The 23,790-nt window shown below is 62.6% G+C and carries 23 protein-coding genes; 12 read left to right on the forward strand and 11 right to left on the reverse strand.

Features of this window, described 5'->3' with window-relative positions; genetic code table 11:
- The first annotated feature begins 72 nt into the window (after positions 1–72).
- Genes thiC through ATO7_RS04840 form a run of 4 tightly spaced genes read left to right on the forward strand, consistent with a single transcriptional unit; the run spans position 73 to position 4,043 of the window.
- On the forward strand, positions 73–1,965 hold the full coding sequence (gene thiC / locus ATO7_RS04825) for a phosphomethylpyrimidine synthase ThiC (protein ID WP_083560028.1): 1,893 nt from the start codon (positions 73–75) through the stop codon (positions 1,963–1,965).
- On the forward strand, positions 1,962–2,240 hold the full coding sequence (locus ATO7_RS04830; RefSeq protein ID WP_206044791.1) for a YcgL domain-containing protein: 279 nt from the start codon (positions 1,962–1,964) through the stop codon (positions 2,238–2,240). The genes thiC and ATO7_RS04830 overlap by 4 nt, the downstream gene beginning before the upstream one ends.
- Before the next feature lie 48 nt (positions 2,241–2,288).
- The gene (locus ATO7_RS04835; RefSeq protein ID WP_083560030.1) at positions 2,289–3,332 is read left to right on the forward strand and encodes a GGDEF domain-containing protein; all 1,044 of its coding nucleotides are present in this window, start codon (positions 2,289–2,291) and stop codon (positions 3,330–3,332) included.
- A gap of 60 nt (positions 3,333–3,392) precedes the next feature.
- Complete coding sequence (locus tag ATO7_RS04840; protein ID WP_083560031.1) at positions 3,393–4,043, forward strand: MBL fold metallo-hydrolase; 651 nt, start codon at positions 3,393–3,395, stop codon at positions 4,041–4,043.
- Here ATO7_RS04840 and ATO7_RS04845 read toward each other — a convergent pair.
- From ATO7_RS04845 to ATO7_RS04855, 3 genes are all read right to left on the reverse strand, one after another.
- A complete protein-coding gene (locus tag ATO7_RS04845; protein WP_146680149.1) occupies positions 4,034–4,324 on the reverse strand; it encodes a hypothetical protein in 291 nt (96 codons plus the stop codon). The genes ATO7_RS04840 and ATO7_RS04845 overlap by 10 nt on opposite strands.
- 101 nt (positions 4,325–4,425) lie before the next feature.
- A complete protein-coding gene (locus ATO7_RS04850) occupies positions 4,426–5,142 on the reverse strand; it encodes a hypothetical protein (RefSeq protein ID WP_083560035.1) in 717 nt (238 codons plus the stop codon).
- Between the two features lies 1 nt (position 5,143).
- Positions 5,144–5,446, reverse strand: coding sequence for a hypothetical protein (locus ATO7_RS04855; RefSeq protein WP_146680150.1), 303 nt, complete (start codon positions 5,444–5,446; stop codon positions 5,144–5,146).
- Positions 5,447–5,578: 132 nt separating this feature from the next.
- Here ATO7_RS04855 and ATO7_RS04860 point away from each other — a divergent pair, with 132 nt between their 5' ends.
- Positions 5,579–6,943 carry an alpha/beta fold hydrolase gene (locus ATO7_RS04860; protein WP_083560039.1) on the forward strand — a complete coding sequence of 455 codons (1,365 nt, stop codon included), beginning with the start codon at positions 5,579–5,581 and terminating at the stop codon, positions 6,941–6,943.
- Here ATO7_RS04860 and ATO7_RS04865 read toward each other — a convergent pair.
- From ATO7_RS04865 to ATO7_RS04875, 3 genes are all read right to left on the reverse strand, one after another.
- On the reverse strand, positions 6,940–8,841 hold the full coding sequence (locus ATO7_RS04865) for an ATP-binding cassette domain-containing protein (RefSeq protein ID WP_083561010.1): 1,902 nt from the start codon (positions 8,839–8,841) through the stop codon (positions 6,940–6,942). The genes ATO7_RS04860 and ATO7_RS04865 overlap by 4 nt on opposite strands.
- Before the next feature lie 96 nt (positions 8,842–8,937).
- A complete protein-coding gene (gene ppa, locus ATO7_RS04870; protein ID WP_083560041.1) occupies positions 8,938–9,468 on the reverse strand; it encodes an inorganic diphosphatase in 531 nt (176 codons plus the stop codon).
- 34 nt (positions 9,469–9,502) lie between these two features.
- Positions 9,503–10,771: a 6-phosphofructokinase gene (locus ATO7_RS04875; RefSeq protein WP_083560043.1), complete on the reverse strand. Its 1,269-nt coding sequence runs from the start codon at positions 10,769–10,771 to the stop codon at positions 9,503–9,505.
- Positions 10,772–10,960: 189 nt separating this feature from the next.
- Between ATO7_RS04875 and ATO7_RS04880 the strand changes: the two genes are divergently transcribed.
- Complete coding sequence (locus tag ATO7_RS04880) at positions 10,961–11,605, forward strand: adenylate kinase (RefSeq protein ID WP_083560047.1); 645 nt, start codon at positions 10,961–10,963, stop codon at positions 11,603–11,605.
- Here the strand turns inward: ATO7_RS04880 and rnd are convergent, their stop codons facing one another.
- Positions 11,606–12,673, reverse strand: a complete 1,068-nt coding sequence (gene rnd / locus ATO7_RS04885) for a ribonuclease D (RefSeq protein ID WP_083560049.1) — start codon at positions 12,671–12,673, stop codon at positions 11,606–11,608.
- Positions 12,674–12,703: 30 nt separating this feature from the next.
- Between rnd and ATO7_RS04890 the strand changes: the two genes are divergently transcribed.
- The 3 genes from ATO7_RS04890 to pmbA are packed head-to-tail and all read left to right on the forward strand — an operon-like array spanning position 12,704 to position 15,990.
- Positions 12,704–13,261: a hypothetical protein gene (locus tag ATO7_RS04890; protein ID WP_083560051.1), complete on the forward strand. Its 558-nt coding sequence runs from the start codon at positions 12,704–12,706 to the stop codon at positions 13,259–13,261.
- A 3-nt stretch (positions 13,262–13,264) separates the two neighbouring features.
- Positions 13,265–14,629 (forward strand): UDP-N-acetylmuramate:L-alanyl-gamma-D-glutamyl-meso-diaminopimelate ligase, encoded by a 1,365-nt coding sequence (gene mpl / locus ATO7_RS04895; RefSeq protein ID WP_083560052.1) that lies wholly within the window; start codon positions 13,265–13,267, stop codon positions 14,627–14,629.
- Positions 14,626–15,990 carry a metalloprotease PmbA gene (pmbA, locus tag ATO7_RS04900; protein ID WP_083560054.1) on the forward strand — a complete coding sequence of 455 codons (1,365 nt, stop codon included), beginning with the start codon at positions 14,626–14,628 and terminating at the stop codon, positions 15,988–15,990. The genes mpl and pmbA overlap by 4 nt, the downstream gene beginning before the upstream one ends.
- Here pmbA and ATO7_RS04905 read toward each other — a convergent pair whose 3' ends face one another.
- The 3 genes from ATO7_RS04905 to trxA form a co-directional block, all read right to left on the reverse strand.
- A complete protein-coding gene (locus tag ATO7_RS04905; RefSeq protein ID WP_146680151.1) occupies positions 15,991–17,586 on the reverse strand; it encodes a L,D-transpeptidase family protein in 1,596 nt (531 codons plus the stop codon). It lies immediately after the preceding gene.
- An 81-nt stretch (positions 17,587–17,667) separates the two neighbouring features.
- Complete coding sequence (rho, locus tag ATO7_RS04910) at positions 17,668–18,927, reverse strand: transcription termination factor Rho (protein WP_240499438.1); 1,260 nt, start codon at positions 18,925–18,927, stop codon at positions 17,668–17,670.
- 479 nt (positions 18,928–19,406) lie between these two features.
- A complete protein-coding gene (trxA, locus tag ATO7_RS04915; protein ID WP_083561011.1) occupies positions 19,407–19,733 on the reverse strand; it encodes a thioredoxin TrxA in 327 nt (108 codons plus the stop codon).
- A 337-nt stretch (positions 19,734–20,070) separates the two neighbouring features.
- Here trxA and ATO7_RS04920 point away from each other — a divergent pair, with 337 nt between their 5' ends.
- Positions 20,071–21,369, forward strand: coding sequence for a DEAD/DEAH box helicase (locus ATO7_RS04920; RefSeq protein ID WP_083560060.1), 1,299 nt, complete (start codon positions 20,071–20,073; stop codon positions 21,367–21,369).
- A gap of 15 nt (positions 21,370–21,384) precedes the next feature.
- On the opposite strand, the gene yrfG is transcribed toward ATO7_RS04920, so the two are convergent.
- Positions 21,385–22,056, reverse strand: a complete 672-nt coding sequence (yrfG, locus tag ATO7_RS04925) for a GMP/IMP nucleotidase (RefSeq protein WP_083560062.1) — start codon at positions 22,054–22,056, stop codon at positions 21,385–21,387.
- A gap of 128 nt (positions 22,057–22,184) precedes the next feature.
- Between yrfG and cysQ the strand changes: the two genes are divergently transcribed.
- A complete protein-coding gene (cysQ, locus tag ATO7_RS04930) occupies positions 22,185–22,970 on the forward strand; it encodes a 3'(2'),5'-bisphosphate nucleotidase CysQ (protein ID WP_083560064.1) in 786 nt (261 codons plus the stop codon).
- Between the two features lie 20 nt (positions 22,971–22,990).
- Complete coding sequence (murI, locus tag ATO7_RS04935; RefSeq protein WP_158523049.1) at positions 22,991–23,788, forward strand: glutamate racemase; 798 nt, start codon at positions 22,991–22,993, stop codon at positions 23,786–23,788.
- Positions 23,789–23,790 lie beyond the last annotated feature (2 nt).

The following is a 23,790-nucleotide window of genomic DNA, read 5'->3' on the forward strand; positions in this document are numbered from 1 at the left end:
TTGCGCCATGCGGATGCCCCGAGGCGGGCAGAGGCACTACACTAGGCGTTCAGATCACATCACGGATTCGTCATGAGCGCCGTCGCCAAGGACATCATCGACAAAACCCGCAGCCTGCGCAGCGAAGTCACCCAACCGTTCACCGCCTCCAAGCGGGTCTACGTGAAGGGTTCGCGCGACGACCTGCGCGTGCCCATGCGCGAGATTCAGCTGCAATCCACCCGCAGCACCAGCGGCCTGGAACGCAACCCGCCGGTCACCGTTTACGACACCGCCGGCCCCTACCAGGACCCGGACACCCAGATCGATCTGCTCAATGGCCTGACACCGCTGCGCCAGAGCTGGATCGAAGAGCGTCAGGACACCGAACATCTGAGCGGCCCGAGCTCGCGCTTTGGTCAGGACCGGGAGAGCGACCCGGCGCTTGCGCCGCTGCGCTTCGAACATATTCGCGCTCCGCGGCGCGCCCGCGCCGGGGCCAACGTGACCCAGATGCATTACGCCCGTCGCGGCATCATCACCCCGGAGATGGAATTCGTCGCGATCCGTGAAAACTGCCGCCTGCAGGAATTGCGCGAGACCTACGCCGGCGCCGGCTACCTGAAAAATCGCCACCCGGGCCAGAGCTTTGGCGCCATGCTGCCGGAGGAGGTCACTGCCGAGTTCGTGCGCCAGGAAATCGCAGCCGGGCGCGCCATCATCCCCAACAACATCAACCACCCGGAATCCGAACCGATGATCATCGGGCGCAATTTCCGGGTCAAAATCAATGCCAACATCGGCAATTCCGCGGTAACCAGCTCGATTGCCGAGGAAGTCGAGAAAATGGTCTGGTCGACCCGCTGGGGCGCCGACACCATCATGGACCTGTCGACCGGCAAGAACATCCATGAAACGCGTGAGTGGATCCTGCGCAATTCACCGGTACCGATCGGCACCGTGCCGATCTACCAGGCCCTGGAGAAAGTCGACGGCAAAGCCGAAGAGCTGACCTGGGAAATCTTCCGCGACACCCTGATCGAGCAGGCCGAACAGGGGGTGGACTACTTCACCATTCACGCGGGTGTGCGCCTGCAATACGTACCGCTGACCGCCGACCGCCTCACCGGCATCGTCTCGCGCGGCGGTTCGATCATGGCCAAATGGTGCCTGGCCCATCATCAGGAATCCTTCCTCTACACCCACTTCGAAGACATCTGCGAGATCATGAAGGCCTACGACGTGGCCTTTTCGCTGGGTGACGGCCTGCGCCCGGGCTGCCTGGCCGATGCCAACGATGCGGCCCAGTTCGGCGAACTGGAAACGCTGGGCGAGCTGACCCAGATCGCCTGGAAACACGATTGCCAGGTCATGATCGAAGGGCCGGGTCATGTGCCCATGCAGCTGATCAAGGAGAACATGGACAAGGAGCTGAAAGATTGCTTCGAAGCGCCGTTCTACACCCTGGGCCCGCTGACCACCGACATCGCCCCCGGTTACGACCACATCACCAGCGCGATCGGCGCAGCCCAGATCGGCTGGTACGGCACCGCCATGCTGTGCTACGTCACGCCCAAAGAGCACCTCGGCCTGCCCGACAAGGACGATGTGCGCGACGGTATCGTGACCTACAAGATCGCCGCCCATGCCGCCGACCTGGCCAAGGGACACCCCGGCGCCCAGGTACGCGATAACGCCCTGTCCAAAGCGCGTTTCGAATTCCGCTGGGAGGATCAGTTCAACCTGGCCCTGGACCCGGAGCGAGCCCGCGACTTCCATGATCAGACCCTGCCCAAGGAAGGCCATAAAGCGGCCCACTTCTGCTCCATGTGCGGTCCGAACTTCTGTTCCATGAAGATCACCCAGGACGTGCGCGACTACGCCGAACAGAAAAAGATCGACGCCGCTGACGCGCTGAACAAAGGCATGCAGGAAAAAGCCGCCGAGTTCCGCGATAAAGGCGCCGAGATCTATCACGAGTCGTGAGCACGGCGGTGGTGAAATGCCGCGTGCTGCGCTGCGCGCGTCAGGACGAGATGTACATCTACCTGCGCGATGACCTCAGCGAGGACGACATTCCGGAGGCGCTGCGCAAGCGCACCGGGCGACTTGAGGAGGTCATGCAGCTGGAACTCAGCGCCGCGCGCAAGCTGGCCCGGGTCAACGTGCTCGACGTGATGCAGAAGCTCGAATCCGACGGAGTGTTCCTGCAAATGCCACCCGACGGGCGCATCAACGCGCCCCTGCATTTCGGAGACTGACGGCACAACGCTTGCACGACTGCGCGGACACCCATCCGTGATGGTCCGATGGCGCAAGCTGCTCAATACAACAATCCGACGCTACTGCCGGCCCTGCAACCCGATTGCCCGGCAGTGCTCAACGCCATGTGCGAAATGACGCGAGTCGACAGTACCGAGCTGATGCGCAGGCGCTTCGCAGAAAATCTGGCGCACCTGTTCCCCATCGCCTCGATCAGCTTTCTCACGCCAGACAAGAACGGGCGCCTTAACGAACCACTGCGCTGCCAGGTACCCAACGCGCAACAACCGTCTACGCTGGAATGGGAAAATCGCCCACGCCGCGGCATCGTGCCCACCGGCGCACTGGCACGCTGCGTCAGTGAACAGCGTCACCAGTTTCCGGCGCACAGTCAGAATATTGACTATTTCCCGATCTCCGACGATACCCATCTGTTCGAGGTCATCGAGATCCACCGCCGCACACTGGATGCGTCGTGTCGCGACACGCTCAGTCGCATTCTGGCCATCTATGGCAATTTCGTTCGCATCCTGCACCAGCAGGAGCTCGATGCCCTGACCGGGGTGTACAACCGCGGCGCCTTCGACTCGCAGATTGCGATGGTCGCGCAGAGCGTACGCCAGGCCAAACCGGGCGACGAACACTGGTGGCTGATGATGCTGGACGTTGATCACTTCAAGCAGATCAACGATCGCTACGGACACCTGATCGGTGACGAGGTGCTGCTGCTGATCGCACGGGTGATCCGCAACACCCTGCGCACCCTGGATCGCATCTACCGTTACGGCGGCGAGGAATTCGCCGTGCTGCTCAGCCCCTGCCAGGCACACAATGCGCTGGCGCTGGCCGAGCGCATTCGCGGCAAAGTCGAGAGTTCGCATTTTCCGCAGGTCGAGCACATCACCTTAAGCGTTGGCCTGGCGCCGATCGATCGCTTTGATCACGTGGCCAATATTGTCGGGCGCGCCGATCAGGCGCTGTATCAGGCCAAACGCGGCGGGCGTAACCAGGTTCGTGAATATGTGGCCCGCCCAACTGGCCCGATCGGCCCCGGCTTGCAGGCCCCAGGCGCGCTGGAGCTGTTTTCCTGAGGTTTGCTGACCTGCAGGGCTGTGCGATGATCGGCGGCTGATTTTGTCGATTTTCCGCCCATGTCACTTGGCATCAAAATACTTCCGGTTACTCCGTTTCAGCAGAATTGCAGCCTGATCTGGGACAAGAACAGCATGCGCGGCGCGCTGGTTGATGCCGGCGGCGAACCCGAGCAGCTGCTCGCTGCCGTCGAAGCCGAAGGTGTCACGCTGGAAAAGCTGCTGGTGACCCACGGCCATCTTGATCATGTCGGGGTGGTCGCCGAGCTGGCCGAACGCCTAAACCTGCCCATTGAAGGCCCGCACAAGGACGACAAATTCTGGATCGACATGCTGCCGATGCAGGCCCAGCAGATGGGCTTCCCGGCCAGCCGCGCATTTACCCCTGACCGCTGGCTCGAAGATGGCGACACAGTGAGCGTCGGCGAGATCCACTTCGATGTCATCCATTGCCCCGGCCACACACCCGGGCATGTGGTGTTTCACCAGCCCGACTTGCAGCTGGCCCTGGTTGGCGATGTGATTTTCCAGGGCTCGATCGGGCGCACCGACTTCCCCCGCGGCAATCACGCCGATCTGGTCCGTTCGATACGCGAGAAACTGTTTCCGCTGGGTGACGAGGTGCAGTTCGTACCCGGCCACGGGCCGCTGTCACGCTTCGGCATCGAACGTGTCAGCAACCCGTTTGTGAGTGACAACGCCTACGGCTGAAACCCGCTCGCCTGCGGATACACCGTCGAGGCCTCGTTGAGCCGATTCAACTCATCGCATTGCGGGGTGGAATTCTCCTGGGCCTCAAGCACCTCGCAGCTGGTCTCGGCGATGCTTTTGAGACAGGCCAGCGAGGCGCGATAGCTCGGGTGCGTGGCATTAAACCCGGGAATCGTGTCGCTGCTGGGCAGATAGGCGCACATCGATTCCAGCCCCTGGGTGAACATGTCACGGTACTCTGGCGGCACATCCTGCATGTTACGCAGCGCGCAGCTTTTCATGCGTTCGCAGGCTGCTGCAGACACCGTGTCGTACGCATCCTGGGCTATAACAGTCGCACTCCAGGGCAACAGCGCCAGGGCTACAACACAGCGCCAGCGCCTCACTGACAGCCCTCGATCACGGCTTTGGCCAACTGCACGCTGTCCGCAATCACCTGAGGCTCCTCGTTGCTGCGCGTCATGCGCACCTGAAAAGCCATTCGGCCGGCGCGCACCGCCAGCTGCTTGAAGCGTCCCACCCCGCCCCAGGCGGCGGCATCGCCCACACCGTCGATCGCCTTATACTCGATGGCATTGACAAACTTGCTGGCCAGATCCGTGGCCATGTCCTTGTGCTGATCACCGACCTCGTTACGGGCCGCTTCAGCCGCAGTCTCGGCCAGACGGGCTTTTTCCTCGTCGCTACGCGTTCGATGCTGGGCCGCGAACATGTTGCTCGCGCGCTCCAGATCATCCGACAGCTCGCGGATGCCATTGAGTTCAACGGTGTCATCCACCGGCCCGGAGAATGTCATCGCGCCAGCCTTGATCTCCTGTTCACGGCCAGCACTCCAGGACGCGGTGCACGATACCTGCCCGCCATATTCCTGCGGGGTGAACGTCAGATCGTCCGGGTACAGGCCCTCAGCGCCAGCGTGCTGCAGCAATGTGCAAGGCTCAGGCATGGCCTTGCGCAGGCAAGCCTCCACCTTGCTCGATGCTTTGCTGGACGCTTGGGCCGCACCCCCGGATGACGCACTGTCATCACTTCCGAAACAACCACCAAGTCCACATGCCGCGAGCACAAGCGCGGCGCTGCTGATGCGCAATACAGTCATATCAATTCCCGAAAATCTTGTTGAAAACCTTGTCCATGGTTTTGTCCACGGCGCGATCCGAGGCCTGATCGGCCTCATTGTCCGCGCGCTGCCCGACGCGCTCTTTCTGGCGTTCGAGCTTGCGCCCGAACAGACCGGAAAGCCTTGAGGGTTTGCTGTCCTGGGACGCCGCAGGGGCATCACTGCGCATGCCTGCCAGCGTTGCGCTGACATCCTCATCAGCCGCCAGCGCGGGATTGGCCGCCACCACCGCTGACGCCATCGCCAGACCCAGCAAACTGTGCCGCAATCGGATTGAATCCATGCCCGCTCTCCCAGCCTCCGCAGATGCTTGTAAACCAGGCGAAAATAGTGCGGCGTGCGCTGCCTGTTGCCCATACCCCAGCTGGGGTATCGTGCGCCGTACACGTGACCCGCATCACATATTGACCAGGCCATGCCACGCGCCCCCGAGAACCCCAGCGATCTGCACCAGCTGATCGAGCTGTGTTATCGCAGCAGTCTGAGCAGCGACGGTTTCCCCGCGCTGATCGACGCGCTGCAGCAGGTTCTCGCCCATCCCGCCACACCGGCGCCGTGGAGCGATCTCATCGCCCAGCACCTGCGCGCCTGCAGCGACATCGCGCAGACGTTGCCGCAAGCCGCCCCTGCGCCGAAGCACGCACGTGAGTTAAGCGCCTACTGGACCCCCGCGCTGGAGCGCAGCCTACGCCTCAGCTTCGGCCTCAGTGCCAGCGAGCTGGCCATTCTTCAAGGGCTGGTTGACCGCCAGTCCAGCCAGGACATCGCGCGCGCACGACGTCGCTCGGTCCACACGGTACGCACCCAGATCAAGCAACTGCTGCACAAAACCCAGTGTCACAGCCAGACCGAACTGGTCCAGCTGGCAACCAGCGTGATGCTGCTGCCCGCAGCGCAGGCCGACAGCTGCACTAACGCGCCAGCAGCACCAACCGATGCAGTGCTGGGACATGTCGAATATGGCAGCGCCAGCGGCGAGCCGTGGGTGTTCCTGCACTCCGCGATTCTCGGCCCGCAGCTGCCGCCGGCCTTTGATCGCGCCCTGGCCAAGGCCGGCCTGCGCCTGCTTACGCCCGCGCGCCCCGGCTATCCGGGCAGCACCACCGCCCCGACACTGAACCAGCCGGATGAGCTCGCGCCGCTGCTGTGCCGCTGGCTCGACCAGCTTGGCCTGGATCAGGTCAAGCTGCTCGGATCGGTGGTCGGCGCCATGCATGCCCATGCCCTGGCTTATCGATGCCCACAACGTATTCAGAGACTGGTGCTGTGCGCCGGGACCCTGCCCCTGCCTCAGGCCGACAGCCTCAACGCGCTGCCCGCATCACGCCGCTTCTGGGCGGAACTGGCGCGCGACCGGCTCAATGTACTGACGCCGCTAAGCGCGCTGGGCGAACGCTTTTTTGCCGATGAACAGCGCGCCGGCACCTGGTTGAACCTGGCCTATCGCAAGCACCCGCGTGATCTGGCCAGCGTGCAGTCCAGCGCACTGAGGCCAACGCTGCTTCAGGCGGCTCGCTGCGCCATCAACGCCGGTGGGCCAAATTTCGTGCGCGAAGCGCACTGGCAGATGAGCGACTGGCACCACTATCTGGACCACGGTGTTGCGACCACCGTGCTGCATGGTGATGAGGACGACATCGTGCCCTACTCAGCGGTGCAGCAGTGCTATGCCGAGCATCATCATTGCCAGCTTGTACGGGTCGCCGAGGCAGGCCAGTTGCTGCTTTACCAGCACCCACAGACCGTGATCCAGCACATGCGCGGCGACAGCCCCGGCTAGTCGTCGCGGCTGGCCTGTTCCAGCGCTTCGGCCGCCTCCAGCCAGTCGGCCTCGGCCACCTCCAGCTGTTTGCGCAGACCGCCCTGTTCGCGCATCAAGGTGGCCGCCCGCTCCGGTTGCTCCTGATACAAGGCGGGATCGGCCAGCGCATCATCGAGCTTGGCCAGGGCCGCCTCCAGGCGCTCCATCTCGCGCTCGCAGCGTTTGAGCTCATCTCGCAAGGGCTTGAGGGCCGCACGGCGATCCGCGGCCGCACGACGCTGATCGCGGGCTGATACCCGGCCCGGCCCGGCGCTTTCGCTGACCACATCGTCGCGGCTGCGCTCGCGCAGCATGCGCGCGTAATCATCCAGATCACCATCAAACGCGGCACAGCGCCCCTGACCAATCACCAGCAACTGATCTGCACAACTGCTCAACAGGTGGCGGTCGTGCGAAACCATCACCACCGCACCCTCGAAGCCCTGCAAGGCGACTTCCAAGGCGTGGCGCATGTCCAGATCCAGATGGTTGGTCGGTTCGTCGAGCAGCAGCAGATTGGGTTTCTGCCAGACCAGCAGGGCCAGTGCCAGACGGGCTTTTTCCCCGCCCGAGAACGGCGCAATGGCTTCGAAGACGCGATCACCATGAAAGTCGAAGCCACCCAGGTAATCGCGCATCTCCTGCTCGCGCGCGTCGCGGCCGAGTTGTTTGCGCAGGCGCTCCATATGACCCATCGGGCTGTCATCCAGATGTAAGCTGTCGAGCTGATGCTGGGCAAAGTATCCGACGGTGAGATGGCGATCACGAAACTGATGCCCGCCCAGCGCCGGCTGTGCGCCGGCCAGGGTGCGCATCAAGGTCGACTTGCCGGCCCCGTTACGGCCCAGCAAGGCCACCCGGTCGCCGGGGGCCAGGGTCAGATTGACGCCGGACAGCACGGCCTGCCCGTCGTAACCGGCGCTCAGCTTTTCCATCTGCAGCAAGGGTGCGGGCAGCCGCGCGGGCTCGGCAAAGCTGAAATCAAACGGCGTGTCCCAGTGGGCCGGCGCCACCAGCTGCATCTTTTCCAGCTGTTTAACCCGGCTCTGGGCCTGACGCGCCTTCGAGGCCTTGGCCCGGAAACGATCGATGAACGACTGCACATGGGCCACTTTGCGCTGCTGCGCGGCAAACTGCGCAGCCTGCTGCTGCATCTGCTCGGCACGCTGCTTTTCGCTGGACGAATAGTTGCCGGTGTAGGCGCGCGCGCCGCCGCGCTCCAGATGCAGAATGTGGGTGGTCACCGCGTCCAGAAAATCGCGGTCATGCGAGATCACCAGCAAGGTTCCGGCGTAGCTGGTCAACCAGTCCTGCACCCACACCACCGCGTCCAGATCCAGGTGATTGGTCGGCTCATCGAGCAGCAACAGATCTGAGCGACACATCAAGGCCTGGGCCAGATTCAGACGCATACGCCAGCCGCCGGAGAACGTCGCCACGGCGCGGCTTTCATCCCCGCTGGAGAAGCCCAGACCGTTGAGCAAACGGGCCGCCCGCGCCGGGGTGGTGTAGCCGTCGATGCGGTGCATATGCTCGTGCAGGGCGGCGATGCGCTCACCCGCGCCGTCCGCTTCGGCCTGCGTCAGTGCGCCGCTGACCTCACGCCATTCGGCATCGCCATCGAGCACATAGTCGAGCGCGGAACACGCCAGCGCCGGCGTGTCCTGACGCACATACGCGATGACCAGATCAGCCGGCAGATTCAACTCGCCCTGATCCGGCGCCAGCTCACCACGCACCATCTCCAGCAAGCTGGATTTACCGGTGCCATTGCGCCCGGTGATGCCGGCGCGCTGGCCGGCATAGACCGTCCAGCTGAGGCCTTCGACCAGCACGCGGGGCCCGCGGCGCAGGGTGATGTCAGTGAAATTCAGCATGCCATGCACAGACGAAAAAGCCCTTCCATCAGGAAGGGCTTCAAATCATAGGGCGTCACGCTCGCTCGTGCGTGACGAACAATCCGCGGTTGCGGATCAGCCTTTGTAGGCGTCGATCGACTTCTGGATTTCTTCCTTGGCCTTGTCCACGCCAAACCAACCGGTGACCTTGACCCACTTGCCCTCTTCGTTGTCTTTGTAGCGCTCGAAGAAGTGGGTAATTTCGTTCTGCAGGCGCTCCGGCACATCGGCCAGATCCTGCATGTCCTTGTAATAGCCGGTGGAAACCTTGTCGGTCGGCACGGCCAGCACCTTGGCGTCCAGACCGGATTCGTCCTCGGTCATCAGCACGGCCACAGGGCGGCACTTGATCACGCAACCCGGCACGATCGGATACGGGGTCAGAACCAGCACATCGACCGGGTCGCCGTCGTCGTACAGGGTTTTGTTCACGAACCCATAGTTGGCCGGGTAATGCATCGACACGTTCATGAAACGATCGACATACAAGGTGTTGGAATCCTTGTCGACTTCGTACTTGACCGGATGACCGTGGGCGGCGATCTCGATCACCACGTGGATTTCGTCCGGGGCCTTGTCACCCGGGCCGATTGCTTCGTAACCCATTGAATACTCCTGATAGTTCATGCCCGACCTAAGGTCAGGCGACGGTAAACTCACGGCCGGTCTTTTTCTCGACCGGGGTATTTTCCAGCTGCACGTAGGCCGGCAGACCGTTGCGGTAAGGCGGATGATCCTCACCGGCGATCAGCGGCGCCAGATAGCGGCGGCAGGCTTCGGTGATGTGGAAGCCATCCTCGCTGATGAACTCGGCCGGCATTTTCTTTTCCACGTTGGCCACCTGATCCAGCGGCGCTTCGCCCACGGTCCAGGTGTAAGGCTCATCGGCCTGCCGTTCGATCGCGACCATCACGCCACCCTTGCCGGCCACGGCAAACTCGACGGCCGCCTCGCCCACCGCATAAGCCTGCTCGACGTCGGTCTTGGAGGCCACATGACGCGCTGCGCGCATCAGGTAATCGGCGATCGCATAGTGGTATTTCAGACCAAGCTTGGTCTTGATCATGGTCGCCAGGGTGCTGGCCACGCCGCCAAGCTGGGTGTGACCGAACGCATCCACGCTGCCCGCATCGGCCACGAATTTGCCTTCGGCATTCTTGATGCCTTCCGAGGCCACAATGGTGCAGTAGCCGTAGGTATCCACGCTGTGTTTGACCCGCGCCAGGAACTTGGCTTCGTCGAACACCACTTCCGGGAACAGGATGATGTGCGGATCGTCACCTTCGTTTTCCGCCGCCAGGCCGCCCGCAGCGGCGGTCCAGCCGGCATGCCGCCCCATCACTTCCAGAATGAACACCTTGGTCGAGGTCTTGCACATGGATTTGAGGTCAAAGCCGGCCTCTCGAATCGACACGGCGGTGTACTTGGCGACCGAACCAAAACCCGGGCAGCAATCGGTCAACGGCAGATCGTTGTCCATGGTCTTGGGAATGTGGATGGCCTGGATGGGGTAATCCATCTTTTCGCCCAGCTGACTGACTTTCAGGCAGGTGTCGGCCGAATCGCCGCCACCGTTGTAGAAAAAGTAGCCAATGTCATGCGCCTTGAACACTTCGATCAGGCGCTCGTATTCCGCCAGATTCTTGTCGAAACCCTTGAGCTTGTAGCGGCACGAACCGAAAGCACCGGCCGGCGTGTGCTTCAGCGCGGCAATCGCCGCAGGTGATTCGACCGAGGTATCGATCAGGTCTTCGGTCAGCGCGCCGATGATGCCGTCGCGGCCGGCATAGACCTTGCCGATTTTCTCAGGGTAACGTCGGGCCGTTTCAATCACCGCGGCGGCCGACACATTGATAACGGAGGTGACCCCGCCAGATTGCGCATAAAAGGCGTTTTTGGGGCTGGACATTGCCGCTCCCGATAATGTCGTGAAAAGGAGGGTTTATCTGGCCTTGGACGGCGCAGTAGGCGCGAAATTGTACTGAATTTACCCCGATTGCGCTGCCACCAGCCTGCGATCGTCTCATTGACGGCTCTGCCAGCAAAACGCTAGGGTTCGCGCTCCCGGCCCGCTTTCAGAGGCCAAACGGATAGATTCATGCGTATTGTTCTGCTCGGTGCGCCCGGCTCAGGCAAAGGCACCCAGGCGAAAAAGCTGATGGACGCTCATGGCGTCCCGCAAATTTCGACCGGTGATCTCTTGCGCGCCGCCGTGGCTGCCAACACTGAACTGGGCCAGAAAGCCAAGGCAGCAATGGATGCTGGCGAGCTGGTAGCCGATGAGATTGTGATCGGCATGATCCGCGAACGCCTGGGCGAGAGCGATACCACCAACGGCTTCATTCTGGATGGCTTCCCACGCAGCACCGCGCAGGCCGAAGCCCTGGACACCATGCTCAACGAGCTTGGTCAGCCGCTGCAAACGGCGCTGCTGATCAAGGTCGAGTTCGGCAACCTGGTCAAGCGTTTGACCGGTCGCCGCACCTGCAGCGCCTGCGGTCAGATGTACAACGTGTATTTCAGCCCGCCGCAGACCGACGGTGTCTGCGATCGCTGCGGTGGCACCGATCTGGCCCACCGCGCTGACGACAACGAAGAGACCATTTCCAATCGTCTCAACGTGTATCAGCAGCAGACGGAGCCTCTGGTCGCCTACTACGATACACAGGGCAAGCTGGCCAGCGTCGAAGGTGAAGGCCCGCTGGATGAGGTCTTTGCCCGCATCGAGACGGCCCTGGCCTGATCAGCCCAGAGCGGCGCGCAAAGGCGCGCCCACAAGCTCGCGACGCCAGCCCTGATCAATCCGCGCACTGCTGCCATCCAGCACCAGCGCGTTGAGATCTGCGCGGGTCGCAAGCAGGGTGGTATCCAGATTCAGCTCAGCGCCAATGCGCTTGAGCGCGCCTTGCAGCTGCTTGATTGCGGCCTTGTCCGGCATGCGCTGGTCCAAGGCAGGGATCGGCGCCGCACAACCGGCCTCTACCGCTTCCAGCAAGGCCTTGCCCTGGCGCTGAACCACGCCGTCCGGCACGCCTTCGACCTCAGCCAGCGCGCTCACCGAGCCGGGCTGAGCCTGCGCCAGCGCCAACAAGGCCTCGTCCGCCAGCACCCAGCGCCGTGGCCGGTTGCGTGACTGAGCGCGCTGCTCGCGCCAGGCGGCCAGCGCCTGCAACACCGCCAGCGCACGGCCCTGCAAATGGCCCTTGCCCTTGACCTTGAGCCAGGCATCCTCGGGCGCCACGTCCAGCGCAATGCGCTCCTGCTGACGCATGTCCTCGGCAAACCAGTCCTGGCGCCCCAAGGCCTGCAAACGCTCCAGCAACATCTCGCGCAGGGCCAGCAGGTAGCGCACATCATCGGCCGCGTAGGCCAACTGTTTGCCGCTCAGCGGGCGCCGCGTCCAGTCGGTACGGGTTGAGTCCTTGGGCAGCTCCACATCGCAGAACGCCTTGACCAGCGCCGCGTAGGACCATTGTGGCGGGTGCCCGCACAAGGCCGCCGCATGCTGGGTATCAAACAGCGGCGTGGCGGCGCATCCCAGCGCTGCAACCAGCACTTCCTGATCTTGCCGCGAGGCATGCAGAATCTTGTCTGCCGGCCCGCTCATCAGCGCGCGCAAAGGGCTTAAATCGATCTCCGCAAGAGGATCGATAAGCACGATCTGCTCGGGCAAAGCTGCCTGAATCAGGCACAATTCGGGATAATAGGTGCGCTCGCGCATGAATTCGGTATCCAGGGCCAGTGCCTCGGCACCGGCGGCCTGTTCGCACACATCAGCGAGCGCGTCGCTGCGGGTCAGCAGTTCAGTCATCAATTCATCATACGGACAAACCGCCGCTCCATGTTCAACGCCGTCGCCTCGCGCATCACCCAGATCATGCTGCTCAAGGCCGGTCCTCAGGACCTGCCCACCTCGCCCAGCTTGTTGCAGCTGGCCACCGCGCTGTTTCTGGCCACCGCCATTGCACGCCTGCTGCTGGTCAGCGACCTGACCGTAGCCCTGGTCCAGTCCGCGCTCAGCATTGTCATCCTGGCGGTTTTCGTACGGGCGCTGCTCAACTGGAAACGCACGCCAGAGCGTTTCGTGCAGACCATGACGGCGCTGTTCCTGACCAGCGCCGTCATCGGCCTGCTGCTGTTACTGCCGCTGGATGCCCTGCAGCCGCTGCTCAAGGCCCTGACCGAGAACCCCGACATCTCGCCGGAACAACTCGAAATCCCGGCCATGGCCATGTATGCCTGGGCCGGTCTGAGCATCTGGGGGCTGGTGATCAGCGCGCATATCTATCGCCACGCGCTGGACATCAGCTTCGGCTTTGGCGTGTGCGTGGCCCTGCTGTACGAGATCCTGCTGATCTTTATCGTCGGCTTCCTGTCCAGCCTGTTTGGCGGCGTCTAAGCCATGCACATTCACATACTCGGCATCTGCGGCACCTTCATGGCCGGCATTGCCGCACTGGCGCGCGAAGCCGGATATCGGGTCACCGGCTCGGATGCCGGTGCCTGGCCGCCCATGAGCACCCAGCTCGAAGCCCTGGGCATTGAGGTCATGCAGGGCTACAGTGCCGAACATCTGGAACCGGCGCCGGACATGGTCGTGGTCGGCAATGTCATCAGCCGGGGTAATCCGGCGATCGAGCACGTTCTGGACCGCGGCCTGCCCTATGTCTCCGGCCCGCAATGGTTGGCCGAGCACCTGTTGCGCGATCGCTGGGTGCTGGCGGTGGCCGGCACCCACGGCAAAACCACCACCAGCAGCATGCTGGCCTGGATACTGGAAGACGCCAAACTCGATCCGGGCTTTCTGATCGGCGGCTTGCCGGGCAACTTCCCGGTCTCGGCGCGCATGGGCAGTGCACCGTTTTTCGTCATCGAAGCCGACGAATACGACACCGCCTTCTTCGACAAGCGCTCCAAGTTCGTGCATTACCGCCCACGGACCGCGATTCTGAACAATCTGGAGTTCGATCACGCCGACATTTTTGAGGATCTGTCCGCCATCGAGCGGCAGTTCCATCATCTGGTGCGCACGATTCCCGCCAGCGGCCAGATCATTGCCCCGGCCCAGGATGCTGCTTTACAGCGCGTGCTTCAGCAAGGCTGCTGGTCGCAGACCCAGTTCACCGGCGCGGCCGACGGCTGGCAGGTCCTGGCGCTGGCTGCCGACTGGAGTGCCTTTCGTATCGTTCACGCCGGCGAGACCGTGGCCGAGGTGCACTGGTCGGTTCGCGGCGAACACAACGCCCACAACGCGCTTATGGCCTGTCTGGCCGCACGCCATGCCGGCGTCACCCCGGCGATCAGCGCCGAAGCATTGGGGCGCTTTGAAGGGGTCGCCCGTCGTCTCGATCTGAAGGGCGAGATTGATGGAATACGCATCTACGACGACTTTGCCCACCACCCCACGGCGATCGAAAAAACCATCGCGGCGATCCCGCCCGCTGCCCGCAGCGGACGCCTGATCGTGGCTCTGGAGCCGCGCAGCAACTCGATGCGCGCCGGCGCGCATGCCGCGGCCCTGGGGCCGTCGCTGGCAGGCGCCGACAGCATTCATGTGCTGGCCCGACCGGAACTGCCCTGGGACACCGCACGCCTGCATGAGGTGCTTGGTGACAAACTCCGCACACATGCCGATGTCAGCAGCCTGAGCGCTGCCCTGTGTCAGGATGCCCGCCCTGGCGATGTCATCGTCCTCATGAGCAACGGCAGCTTCGATGGCCTGCCCGCCAGCCTGCCCACCGCATTGAAAAAGGCCCGTCACGCATGACTCAAGCATTGTCCACCACTGCCCTGGACCAGGACCTGCCAGACGAACAAAGCCTGTATGAGCTAGGCCAGCAGGCCCTGGACCACGCCCGCGCCTGTGGCTCCAGCGATGCGGTTGTGGCACTTGGCAGCAACTGCGGGCTGACCACATCCCTGCGCAACCGCGAACTGGAGTCGGTTGAGTTCCAGCGCGACAATGATCTGGCGATCACCGTCTATTTCGGTCAGAAGCGCGGCCATGCCAACACCGGGGATCTGAAGCCCGGCTCCATCCGCGAGATTGTTGAAGCCGCCTGCACCATCGCGCGCCATACCCAGGATGACGATGCCGCGGGCCTGCCTGAGCCGGAGCATCTGGCCAGCACACCGATGGACCTGGCGCTGGATCATCCGGCTGCCCTGTCGGTCAGCGCCAGCCGCGACTGGGCGCTGGCCTGCGAGGACGCCGCCTTCGCCGTCGACCCTCGCATCAGCAATTCCGAAGGCGCCAGCGTCAACGCCCACCGCAGCCGCGATGTGCTGATGAACAGCATCGGTTTTGCCGGCTGCCGCACGGCCACCGACTACAGCCTGTCGCTGGCCATCATCGCCAAATCCGATAGCGACATGCAGCGCGACTACTGGTATGCCCGCGCCATGCAGGCCGATGCGCTGAGCCGCAGCGACGAAGTGGGCCGCACGGCGGCCGCACGCGCGCTCGGCCGGCTCGACCCACGCAAACTCAAAACCCAGCGTGCGCCGGTGGTGTTTCCGCCACAGCTAGCACGCGGCCTGATCGGCCACATGATCGGTGCAGCCAGTGGCAACGCGCTGTACCGCCGGGCCAGTTTCCTGCTGGAAAAACGCGACACCCAGCTGTTTCCCGACAACATCAGCATCGTGCAGAGACCGCATGTGCCAGGACGCTACGGCGCCGCCTGGTTTGATGCCGAAGGGGTGGCCACGCGCGAGCAGGCCATCATCCAAGACGGCTATCTGCGCAGCTGGCTACTGGGCAGCTACTCGGCACGCAAGCTCGGGCTGAGCACCACCGGCAATGCTGGCGGGGTCAAAACTCTGGAAGTGTCGCCGACCACGGATCAGGACCAGGACGCCCTGCTGCGTGAACTGGGCTCAGGACTGCTGGTTACCGAACTGATGGGGCAAGGCGTCAACGGCAGCACTGGCGATTACTCGCGCGGCGCCGCCGGCATCTGGTACGAAAACGGCGAACCCGCCTACCCGGTGGCCGGCATCACCATCGCCGGCAATCTGCTCGACATGTATCGCGCTGTCGGGGCCATCGGCAGCGACATCGACCCGGCGTCCGGCATTCTGTGCGGCTCAATCCTGGTGGACGGCATGACCATCGCCGGCGACTGATCAGTTCGGCGCCGGCTCGCGCAGTGCACGCAGCACACGCGCGTCGCGTTCATACACATCGGCGCGCTGATGCAGGCGCCCACCTTCATCCACCCAGGCGGTCCAGTACTGCAGATGCACCGGCACCGGCTTCGCCAGCGGCACCACCTTGTCCACCGGCTGCAGCGCGCTGTCTGGCCAGGCGGCATCCGTGCCGGTCAGCCAGGTGGCCAGATCGCGCGGCTTTTCCACCCGCACACAGCCTGAACTCAGGGTGCGACGTGCCTGGGCAAACAGCTCGGGCGCCGAGGTGTCATGCAGGTATACGGCAAAGTCGTTGGGGAACATGAATTTGACCCGCCCCAGCGCATTGCTCGGACCAGGCCGCTGACGCAGGCGGTAGCCAAAGGTTTTGGGGCTGTAACGCCGCCAATCGACCTGGTTCAGCGGAATCTGTTTGTGCTGCTCGCCCCAGCCCGATAACACTTCGAAGCCCATGCGCTCGGCAAGCCCCGGATCGGCCTGAAACTTGGGCAGCAAATCATTCACCACAATCTTGTGTGGCGCTTCCCAGTAGGGGTTCATCACCAGGTAACGGATACGGTCGCTGAATACCGGCGTGCGACGGTACTCGCGCCCGACGATGACACGCATGCGCAAGGCCTCGCCCGGGGCATCAAAGGCGACCAGTTCGAAAGCCGGGATATTGACCTCGACACGGCGTGCGGCCAGCGCTTGCGGCATCCAGCGCCAGCGCTCCATATTGACCTCCAGCCGCTCAATCACCTGCTGCGGTGTCTGATTGAGCATCTGGCGTGTTTGCGGCCCCACCACAGCATCTACGTTCAGCCCGTATTCGGCCTGGAACGCGCGCACGGCTTGCGCGGTGTGCTCATCAAAGATGGCCGGCTCCGGCGCCAGCCCCAAGCGCTGACGCAAGGCCGCTACCGCGGCGCCCTGCTGACCCAATTCCAGCCACCGCCCATCCGGTATCGGCGCCACTGCGGGGGCTGTGGCACGCTCACGCCATTGTGCCAGCGCCGTCCTGAGGCGCTGATAGCGTGCATCCTGGGGGGCAAGCTGCGCGTACGCGGCCACCAACCGCCCCTCACCCAGCGCTGCCGACAACGCCGCCACCACGTCCGTACCCCGCATCTCGGCAAACCATTCCGCATCAATCGATGCAGGATTGACCCGCCCGGCAACCAGATGACTGGCAAACAGCAATGCGCCATCGGCCAGCAGCAATTCCGTATCCACGGCCTGTCCCGGCTGACTCAGCGGTTGAGCCGTCAGCCGTGCAATCGCATCCAGGTGATAATCCTCGGCACGCAAACCGTGTGTGGTGGCACTGTCCAGCACCGCCAGCAGGTCGCGCCCGGCACGGCTCAGCCCGGCTCCGGACACCCACACCGGCTGGTACAGACGTTCAAGATAAAAGCGTTTGAGCGCCGCCGTGGCATGCAGCCGCTGGCCGCCTGCACTGGCCACGGCGCCCGGCGTCGAATTGACCAGACGCGCCCTCAGGCGCTGATCCAACCCCGCTTCTGCGGCCTGTACGCCCAGGTTGAACAGGATGCCGACGAGCGCCAGCAGCACTTGAATTCGGACGGACATGATCACCTCTCCTTGAGCTGGCGACTTTAGCACCAGCCACAAAAAAGCCCGGGCTAGCCGGGCTTTTTCACGCACAAGAGCTTAGTTGCGCTTCATCGCGGCGAAGAAATCGCCGTTGTTCTTGGTCTGCTTCATGCGATCCAGCAGCAGCTCGATCGCTGCAACCTCGTCCATGGAATGCAAAAGCTTGCGCAGAATCCACACACTTTGCAGTTCGGTCGGATCGGTGATGAGCTCTTCGCGGCGGGTGCCCGAACGATTGATGTTGATCGCCGGGAAGATGCGTTTTTCGGCGATACGGCGATCCAGGTGCAACTCCATGTTGCCGGTGCCCTTGAACTCCTCGTAGATCACTTCGTCCATGCGCGAACCGGTGTCGACCAACGCCGTGGCGATGATGGTCAGACTGCCGCCTTCCTCGATGTTGCGCGCCGCGCCGAAGAAACGCTTGGGTTTCTGCAAGGCATTGGCATCCACACCACCGGACAGCACCTTGCCCGAAGACGGCGCCACCGTGTTGTAGGCACGCGCCAGACGGGTGATGGAATCCAGCAGAATGACCACGTCACGCTTGTGCTCGACCAGACGTTTGGCTTTCTCGATGACCATTTCGGCCACCTGTACATGACGCTGGGCCGGCTGGTCGAAGGTTGAGGACAACACCTCGCCACGCACCGTGCGCTGCATGTCGGTGACTTCCTCGGGGCGCTCATCGATGAGCAACACCAGCAGGAAATGATCCGGGTAATTGCTCGCAATGCTCTGCGCGATGTTCTGCAGCAGCATGGTTTTACCCGCCTTGGGCGGCGCCACAATCAGGCCACGCTGACCACCGCCGATGGGCGAGCACAGGTCGACAATACGCGCGGTGATGTCTTCGGTCGAACCGTTGCCCTGCTCCATGCGAATGCGCTCATTCGGGAACAGCGGCGTGAGGTTTTCGAACGGCACCTTGCTGCGCGAATTCTCCGGCGGCTCGAAGTTGATCGAATCCACCTTGAGCAGCGCGAAGTAGCGCTCACCTTCCTTGGGCGGACGAATCGAGCCGGTGATGGTGTCGCCGGTACGCAGTGAGAAACGCCGGATCTGGCTCGGCGACACGTAGATGTCATCCGGGCCGGAATCGTAGGAATCATCCGTGTTGCGCAGGAAGCCGTAACCGTCGGACAGAATTTCCAGCACACCGGTGACATCGATCTGATGACCGACACGGGCAAAGCCTTTGAGCAGCTGGAAGACCAGATCCTGCTTCTTGATCCGCGAGATGTTCTCGATCTGCAGTTCATGCGCAATCGTCAGCAGTTCTTCGCCGCGCTTGCGCTTGAGCTCTACCAGATCGATAACCGGCAATTCTTCGTTGATGACATAACGCGGCTCGTTGCCGCCTCCGCCGCCACTGTTGCCGTTGCCATTGCCGTTACCACCACCGCCGCCACCGCGATTGTTGCGGTTGTTGCGACGATTGCGACCACGCTGACGATTACCGCGACTGTTGTTGCCCCGGTCGTTATCGCCATCGTTGGCATCACCGCCACCGGAAGCCTGATTGCGCCCCTCGTTGCCCCCCTGATCCTCGGAACCGGCCGACGACGACGTGCTGCCACTGTCCGACGCAGCCGGTGCGGAATCACCGCCAGATGCGGAAGACTCTTTGCTGGCAGCGTCGTCTGGCGCGGCTTGCTTGGGCTTACGCGGCTTGCGCGCAGCTTTGGGTTTGGGCGCATCCGCAGATGCGTTTTCCGACGCAGCGGAGCTTTCCGCCGGCGGCGCTGCCACCACGTCTTCAGGGGTTTCGTTCGACACCATCAAATCCTGCGTAATTAAATTGCGGAATCCACAAATTGTGCGAGTTGCGCTTTGGACACCGCGCCAACCTGAGTACCCGCAACTTCACCGCCCTTGAACAACAGCAGCGTGGGAATCCCGCGCACGCCGAATTCAGCGGTCTTGTCCTGGTTCTCATCGATGTTCAGCTTGCCGATCTTCAGCTTGCCGGCATATTCCGGCGCCAACTCTTCGAGGATCGGCGCGATCATGCGGCACGGGCCGCACCACTCCGCCCAGAAGTCCACCAGAACGGGGATCTCGGAGTTGACCACTTCCGCTTCAAAGTTTGCGTCAGTGAGTTTGACAATCTGGTCGCTCATGTTGCTCATCCTTGTCAATAAGAATCTTGATGAATCAATGGATTAAGAACCACGGCATGGCATAAGGCGTGACGTGGAACTCAGGGTTTCCCGACCTGCAAAAAAGGCCTGAGAGAGGTGGGAAAAGGAATCTCTTCAAGTCGATACCCGAACCTTCCATGCGGATTAAGCATCGGACGGAGAGGAACAGTGGTATCGCCTGCTATGATTGCGAATGGCTTCGATCCATGTGCTCTGTTCAAGCACCGGGCGCGGTCATGCACCTGAGGCATGCGCGACGCGATTCGCGTTTCGGCTATTGTCGACCCAAACTTCCAACAAATGCAAGCACCTGAAAATGACTAAACCGACCCATCTCACCGATGTCCGCCTAGACAGTCTCGACCTGCACCCGCAGCTCAAGTCTGGTCTGGCCGAGGTGGGCCTGGAATATTGCACCCCGATCCAGGCACAAACCCTGCCGATCGCGTTGTCGGGACGGAACGTCGCAGGTCAGGCTCAAACCGGTACGGGTAAGACCGCAGCCTTTCTCCTGGCGACCCTGAACCGCCTCATGCAAAGTCCGGGCCTTGAGGGACGCAAACCCAACCAGCCGCGCGCGCTGGTGGTCGCACCAACCCGTGAACTGGCCCAACAGATCGCCGCCGACGCCAAGCCGTTGTGCGAAAAAACCGGCATCAGTTACACCGTGGTTTACGGCGGCACCGCCTATAAATCGCAGCAGCAGGCGGTCATTGACGGCGTCGATTTGCTGATCGGCACACCGGGCCGATTGATCGATTACCACAAGCAGCACAACTACGATCTCAAAGCCCTGGAAGTGGCCGTACTGGATGAGGCCGATCGCATGTTCGACCTCGGCTTCATCAAAGACATCCGCTTTCTGTTCCGCCGCATGCCCGCACCGGACAAGCGCCTCAACCTGCTGTTCTCGGCAACCTTGTCGCAGAAAGTCATGGAACTGGCCTACGAGCATCTGGGCGAGCCCGAATGGATCAAGACCGAGAGCGACAGCGTGACTGCGGAAAAGGTGCGCGAACAGCTCTACCACGTCGAAAGCCGTGACAAGATCTGGCTGCTGCTGCATCTGCTCAAAACCCATGAGCCACACCGCACCATGCTGTTCGTCAACACCCGCCGCGCAGCCGAAGATGTCACCGACATGCTGGACCGCGCCGGCTACAAGGTTGGTGCGCTGTCAGGTGATGTACCGCAAAACAAGCGTGAGCGCCTGTTGCAGGATTTTCGCGACGACAAGCTGCCACTACTGGTGGCCACGGATGTGGCAGCGCGTGGCCTGCATGTGCCGCGAGTGAGTCATGTGATCAACTACGATCTGCCGCAGGATGCGGAGGATTACGTCCACCGTATTGGCCGTACCGCCCGTGCCGGCGAGGACGGTGACGCCATATCCTTCTGCTGCGAACGCTACGTCTATTCGCTGCCGGACATCGAGCAATACGTGGGCTACAAACTCAGCGCCGACCATCCGGAGCCAAGTTGGCTGACCCCGCAGGATCTGCCGCCCAGCAAGCGCAAAAAACGCTCCAGTGGCGGACCGGACAAATCTCGTTCAGGACGCGGCGGAGGACGTCATCGCTCTTCGGGCGGTCGCCGCAGATCAAGCAACTCCTGAATCAGCCACTGCGGCTCAACGCGTACTCACGCTGATGTCACCCAGGCCGTGCACATGCGGCCAGTCACCAAACGGCTGACGGGCCGGCGTGGACGTATCCGGCGCAAGGATGCCGCACACCTGACTCACGCCGCCCGCAACAGCGCCGCGCAGCACGGCCTCGCTGTCGTCGACAAACAGACTGCGGGACAGATCGACATCACAATCCTGCGCAAAATCGGTCCAAAAGCTGGCGTCTTCCTTGGGCCGCCCCCAGCTGTGGGAGCTGTGCAAGCCCTCAAAGTACTCGTGAATCGGGCACTGGGACTGTTTCAGTGCCAACGCATCCGGGTGAGCATTGGTCACCAGTAACAAGCGCCGCCCGCTGGCGCGCACCTGCTGCAGAAAGTCCTGGGCCCCAGGCAGAAACCGGATCATGTCACGACACTCCTGCTTGAGCGCCACAATGTCCATCTCGAGCAGCTCGCTCCAGTGATCCAGGCAATACCACAGCAAACTGCCGCGTAATCCAATGAAATGCGGCATCAATGCCTGCATGGCCTGATCTGGCGCAAGACCACGTGGTTTGCCCCAGGCCGCCGGCAAATGGGTCAGCCAGAAATAGTTGTCGAAGGCCAAATCCAGTACCGTGCCGTCCATATCCAGTAGCACGGTGTCGATACGAGCCCAATCAAGCGCGTTACTCATGCGCCTTATGCTACTCCGGCGGCCACAGCCCGTGCCATCTCGTCCCAATGGACCTATACGCAGTGGCAAGGTGTGAGAAGATCAGCGCCTTTCGCAACACAGTCACGCGCCGGCGGCGCGCAAAATATATGGATTATCCCAAGATCGAAACCCTGCTGACCCTGGCTGAGCGGGCCGGCGACGCCATCATGAAAATCTACAATGGCGCGATCGAGGTCGAAGAAAAAGACGACAAATCGCCGCTCACGCAGGCCGATCTGGCCGCCCACAAAGTGATCAGCGAGGGCCTGGCATCACTCACGCCCGATATTCCGGTGCTGTCCGAAGAAGGTGGTATCCCGGACTACGCTGTGCGCCAGGGCTGGCAGGCCTACTGGTTGGTGGATCCGCTCGACGGCACCAAAGAGTTCATCAAGCGTAACGGTGAGTTCACCGTGAATATCGCCCTGATCGAGAACGGCAAGGCCGTGCGCGCTGTGGTCCTGGCCCCGGCGCTGGGCACGGCCTACTGGGGCAGCAAAGACGGCGCGTTCAAGCGCGATGCTGAGGGTCAAGTGGAAGAAATCCGCTGCCGCCCGCTTCCTGAAGCCGATTGGAAAGTGCTGGTCAGTCGCAGCCACCGCGCCCCGGAAGTGGACGCCCTGCTCGACAAGATTCCGCCACACGAACCGGTTTCCGCCGGCAGCTCCCTGAAGTTCTGTCTGATCGCCGAGGGCAGCGCCGATTTCTATCCGCGCCTGGGTTTGACCTCCGAATGGGACACCGCCGCTGGACAGTGCGTGCTCGAAGCGGCGGGCGGCGCCGTCATCAAGACCGATGGCAAAGTTCTGCGCTACAACACCAAAGACGAATTGCTGAACCCGTATTTTCTGGCCGTCAGTACCGCCAAGTACGACTGGGTTAGCCTGCTCTAGGAGGCACGCGCTTGGCTTGCGTGGGCATATTTGATTCTGGCCTGGGCGGCCTGACGGTGTGGTCTGCGCTACGCCAGCACTTACCGCAGCTGCCCTGCCTGTACTTGGCCGATCAGGCCCACCTGCCCTACGGGCCGCGCAGCACTGACAACATCCAGGACTTGTGCGTAGCCGCCACACATGCGCTGCGTAGCCAGGGTGCCGAGCTGATCGTTGTCGCATGCAACACCGCCTCGGCAGCGGCGCTGGAGCATCTGCGTACGACCTTCCCTGACCTGGCTTTCGTGGGTATGGAGCCGGCGGTCAAGCCGGCTGCGCTGCAAACCCGCAGCGGGGTCGTCGGCCTCATGGCCACGCGCGGCACCTTGCAAGGTGCTTTGCTACGCAACACCGCCGCACGCTTTGCTGGCCACGTCGAAATCGTGGCCAGCGACTGCCCCGGCTTGGCCGAAGCCATCGAAACGGACGCCAAAGACCTGGATGCGCAGCTGCGCAAGCACCTGGAGCCGATGCTCGCGCGCGGCGCGGACACGGTGGTTCTGGGCTGCACCCATTACCCGCTGGCAATGACACTGATTCGACGTATCGTCGGGCCCGATGTGCACATCATCGATCCCTCTCCGGCGATCGCGCGGCAAGTGGGCCGGTTGTGGCAAGGGGCCAGTACGTCTATGGCAACGCGCTTTGCAACCACTGCCGAACCCACCCATCTGGGGAACTTTCTGCGCCAGCGCTTTCAAACCGACGTTGTGATTGAACACTGGCACTGGCGCAACCAGACGCTGGTCGCCCAGGATCACAACGCCCCTTCGAATTAAAC

The organism is Oceanococcus atlanticus (assembly GCF_002088235.1).
Taxonomy (GTDB): domain Bacteria; phylum Pseudomonadota; class Gammaproteobacteria; order Nevskiales; family Oceanococcaceae; genus Oceanococcus; species Oceanococcus atlanticus.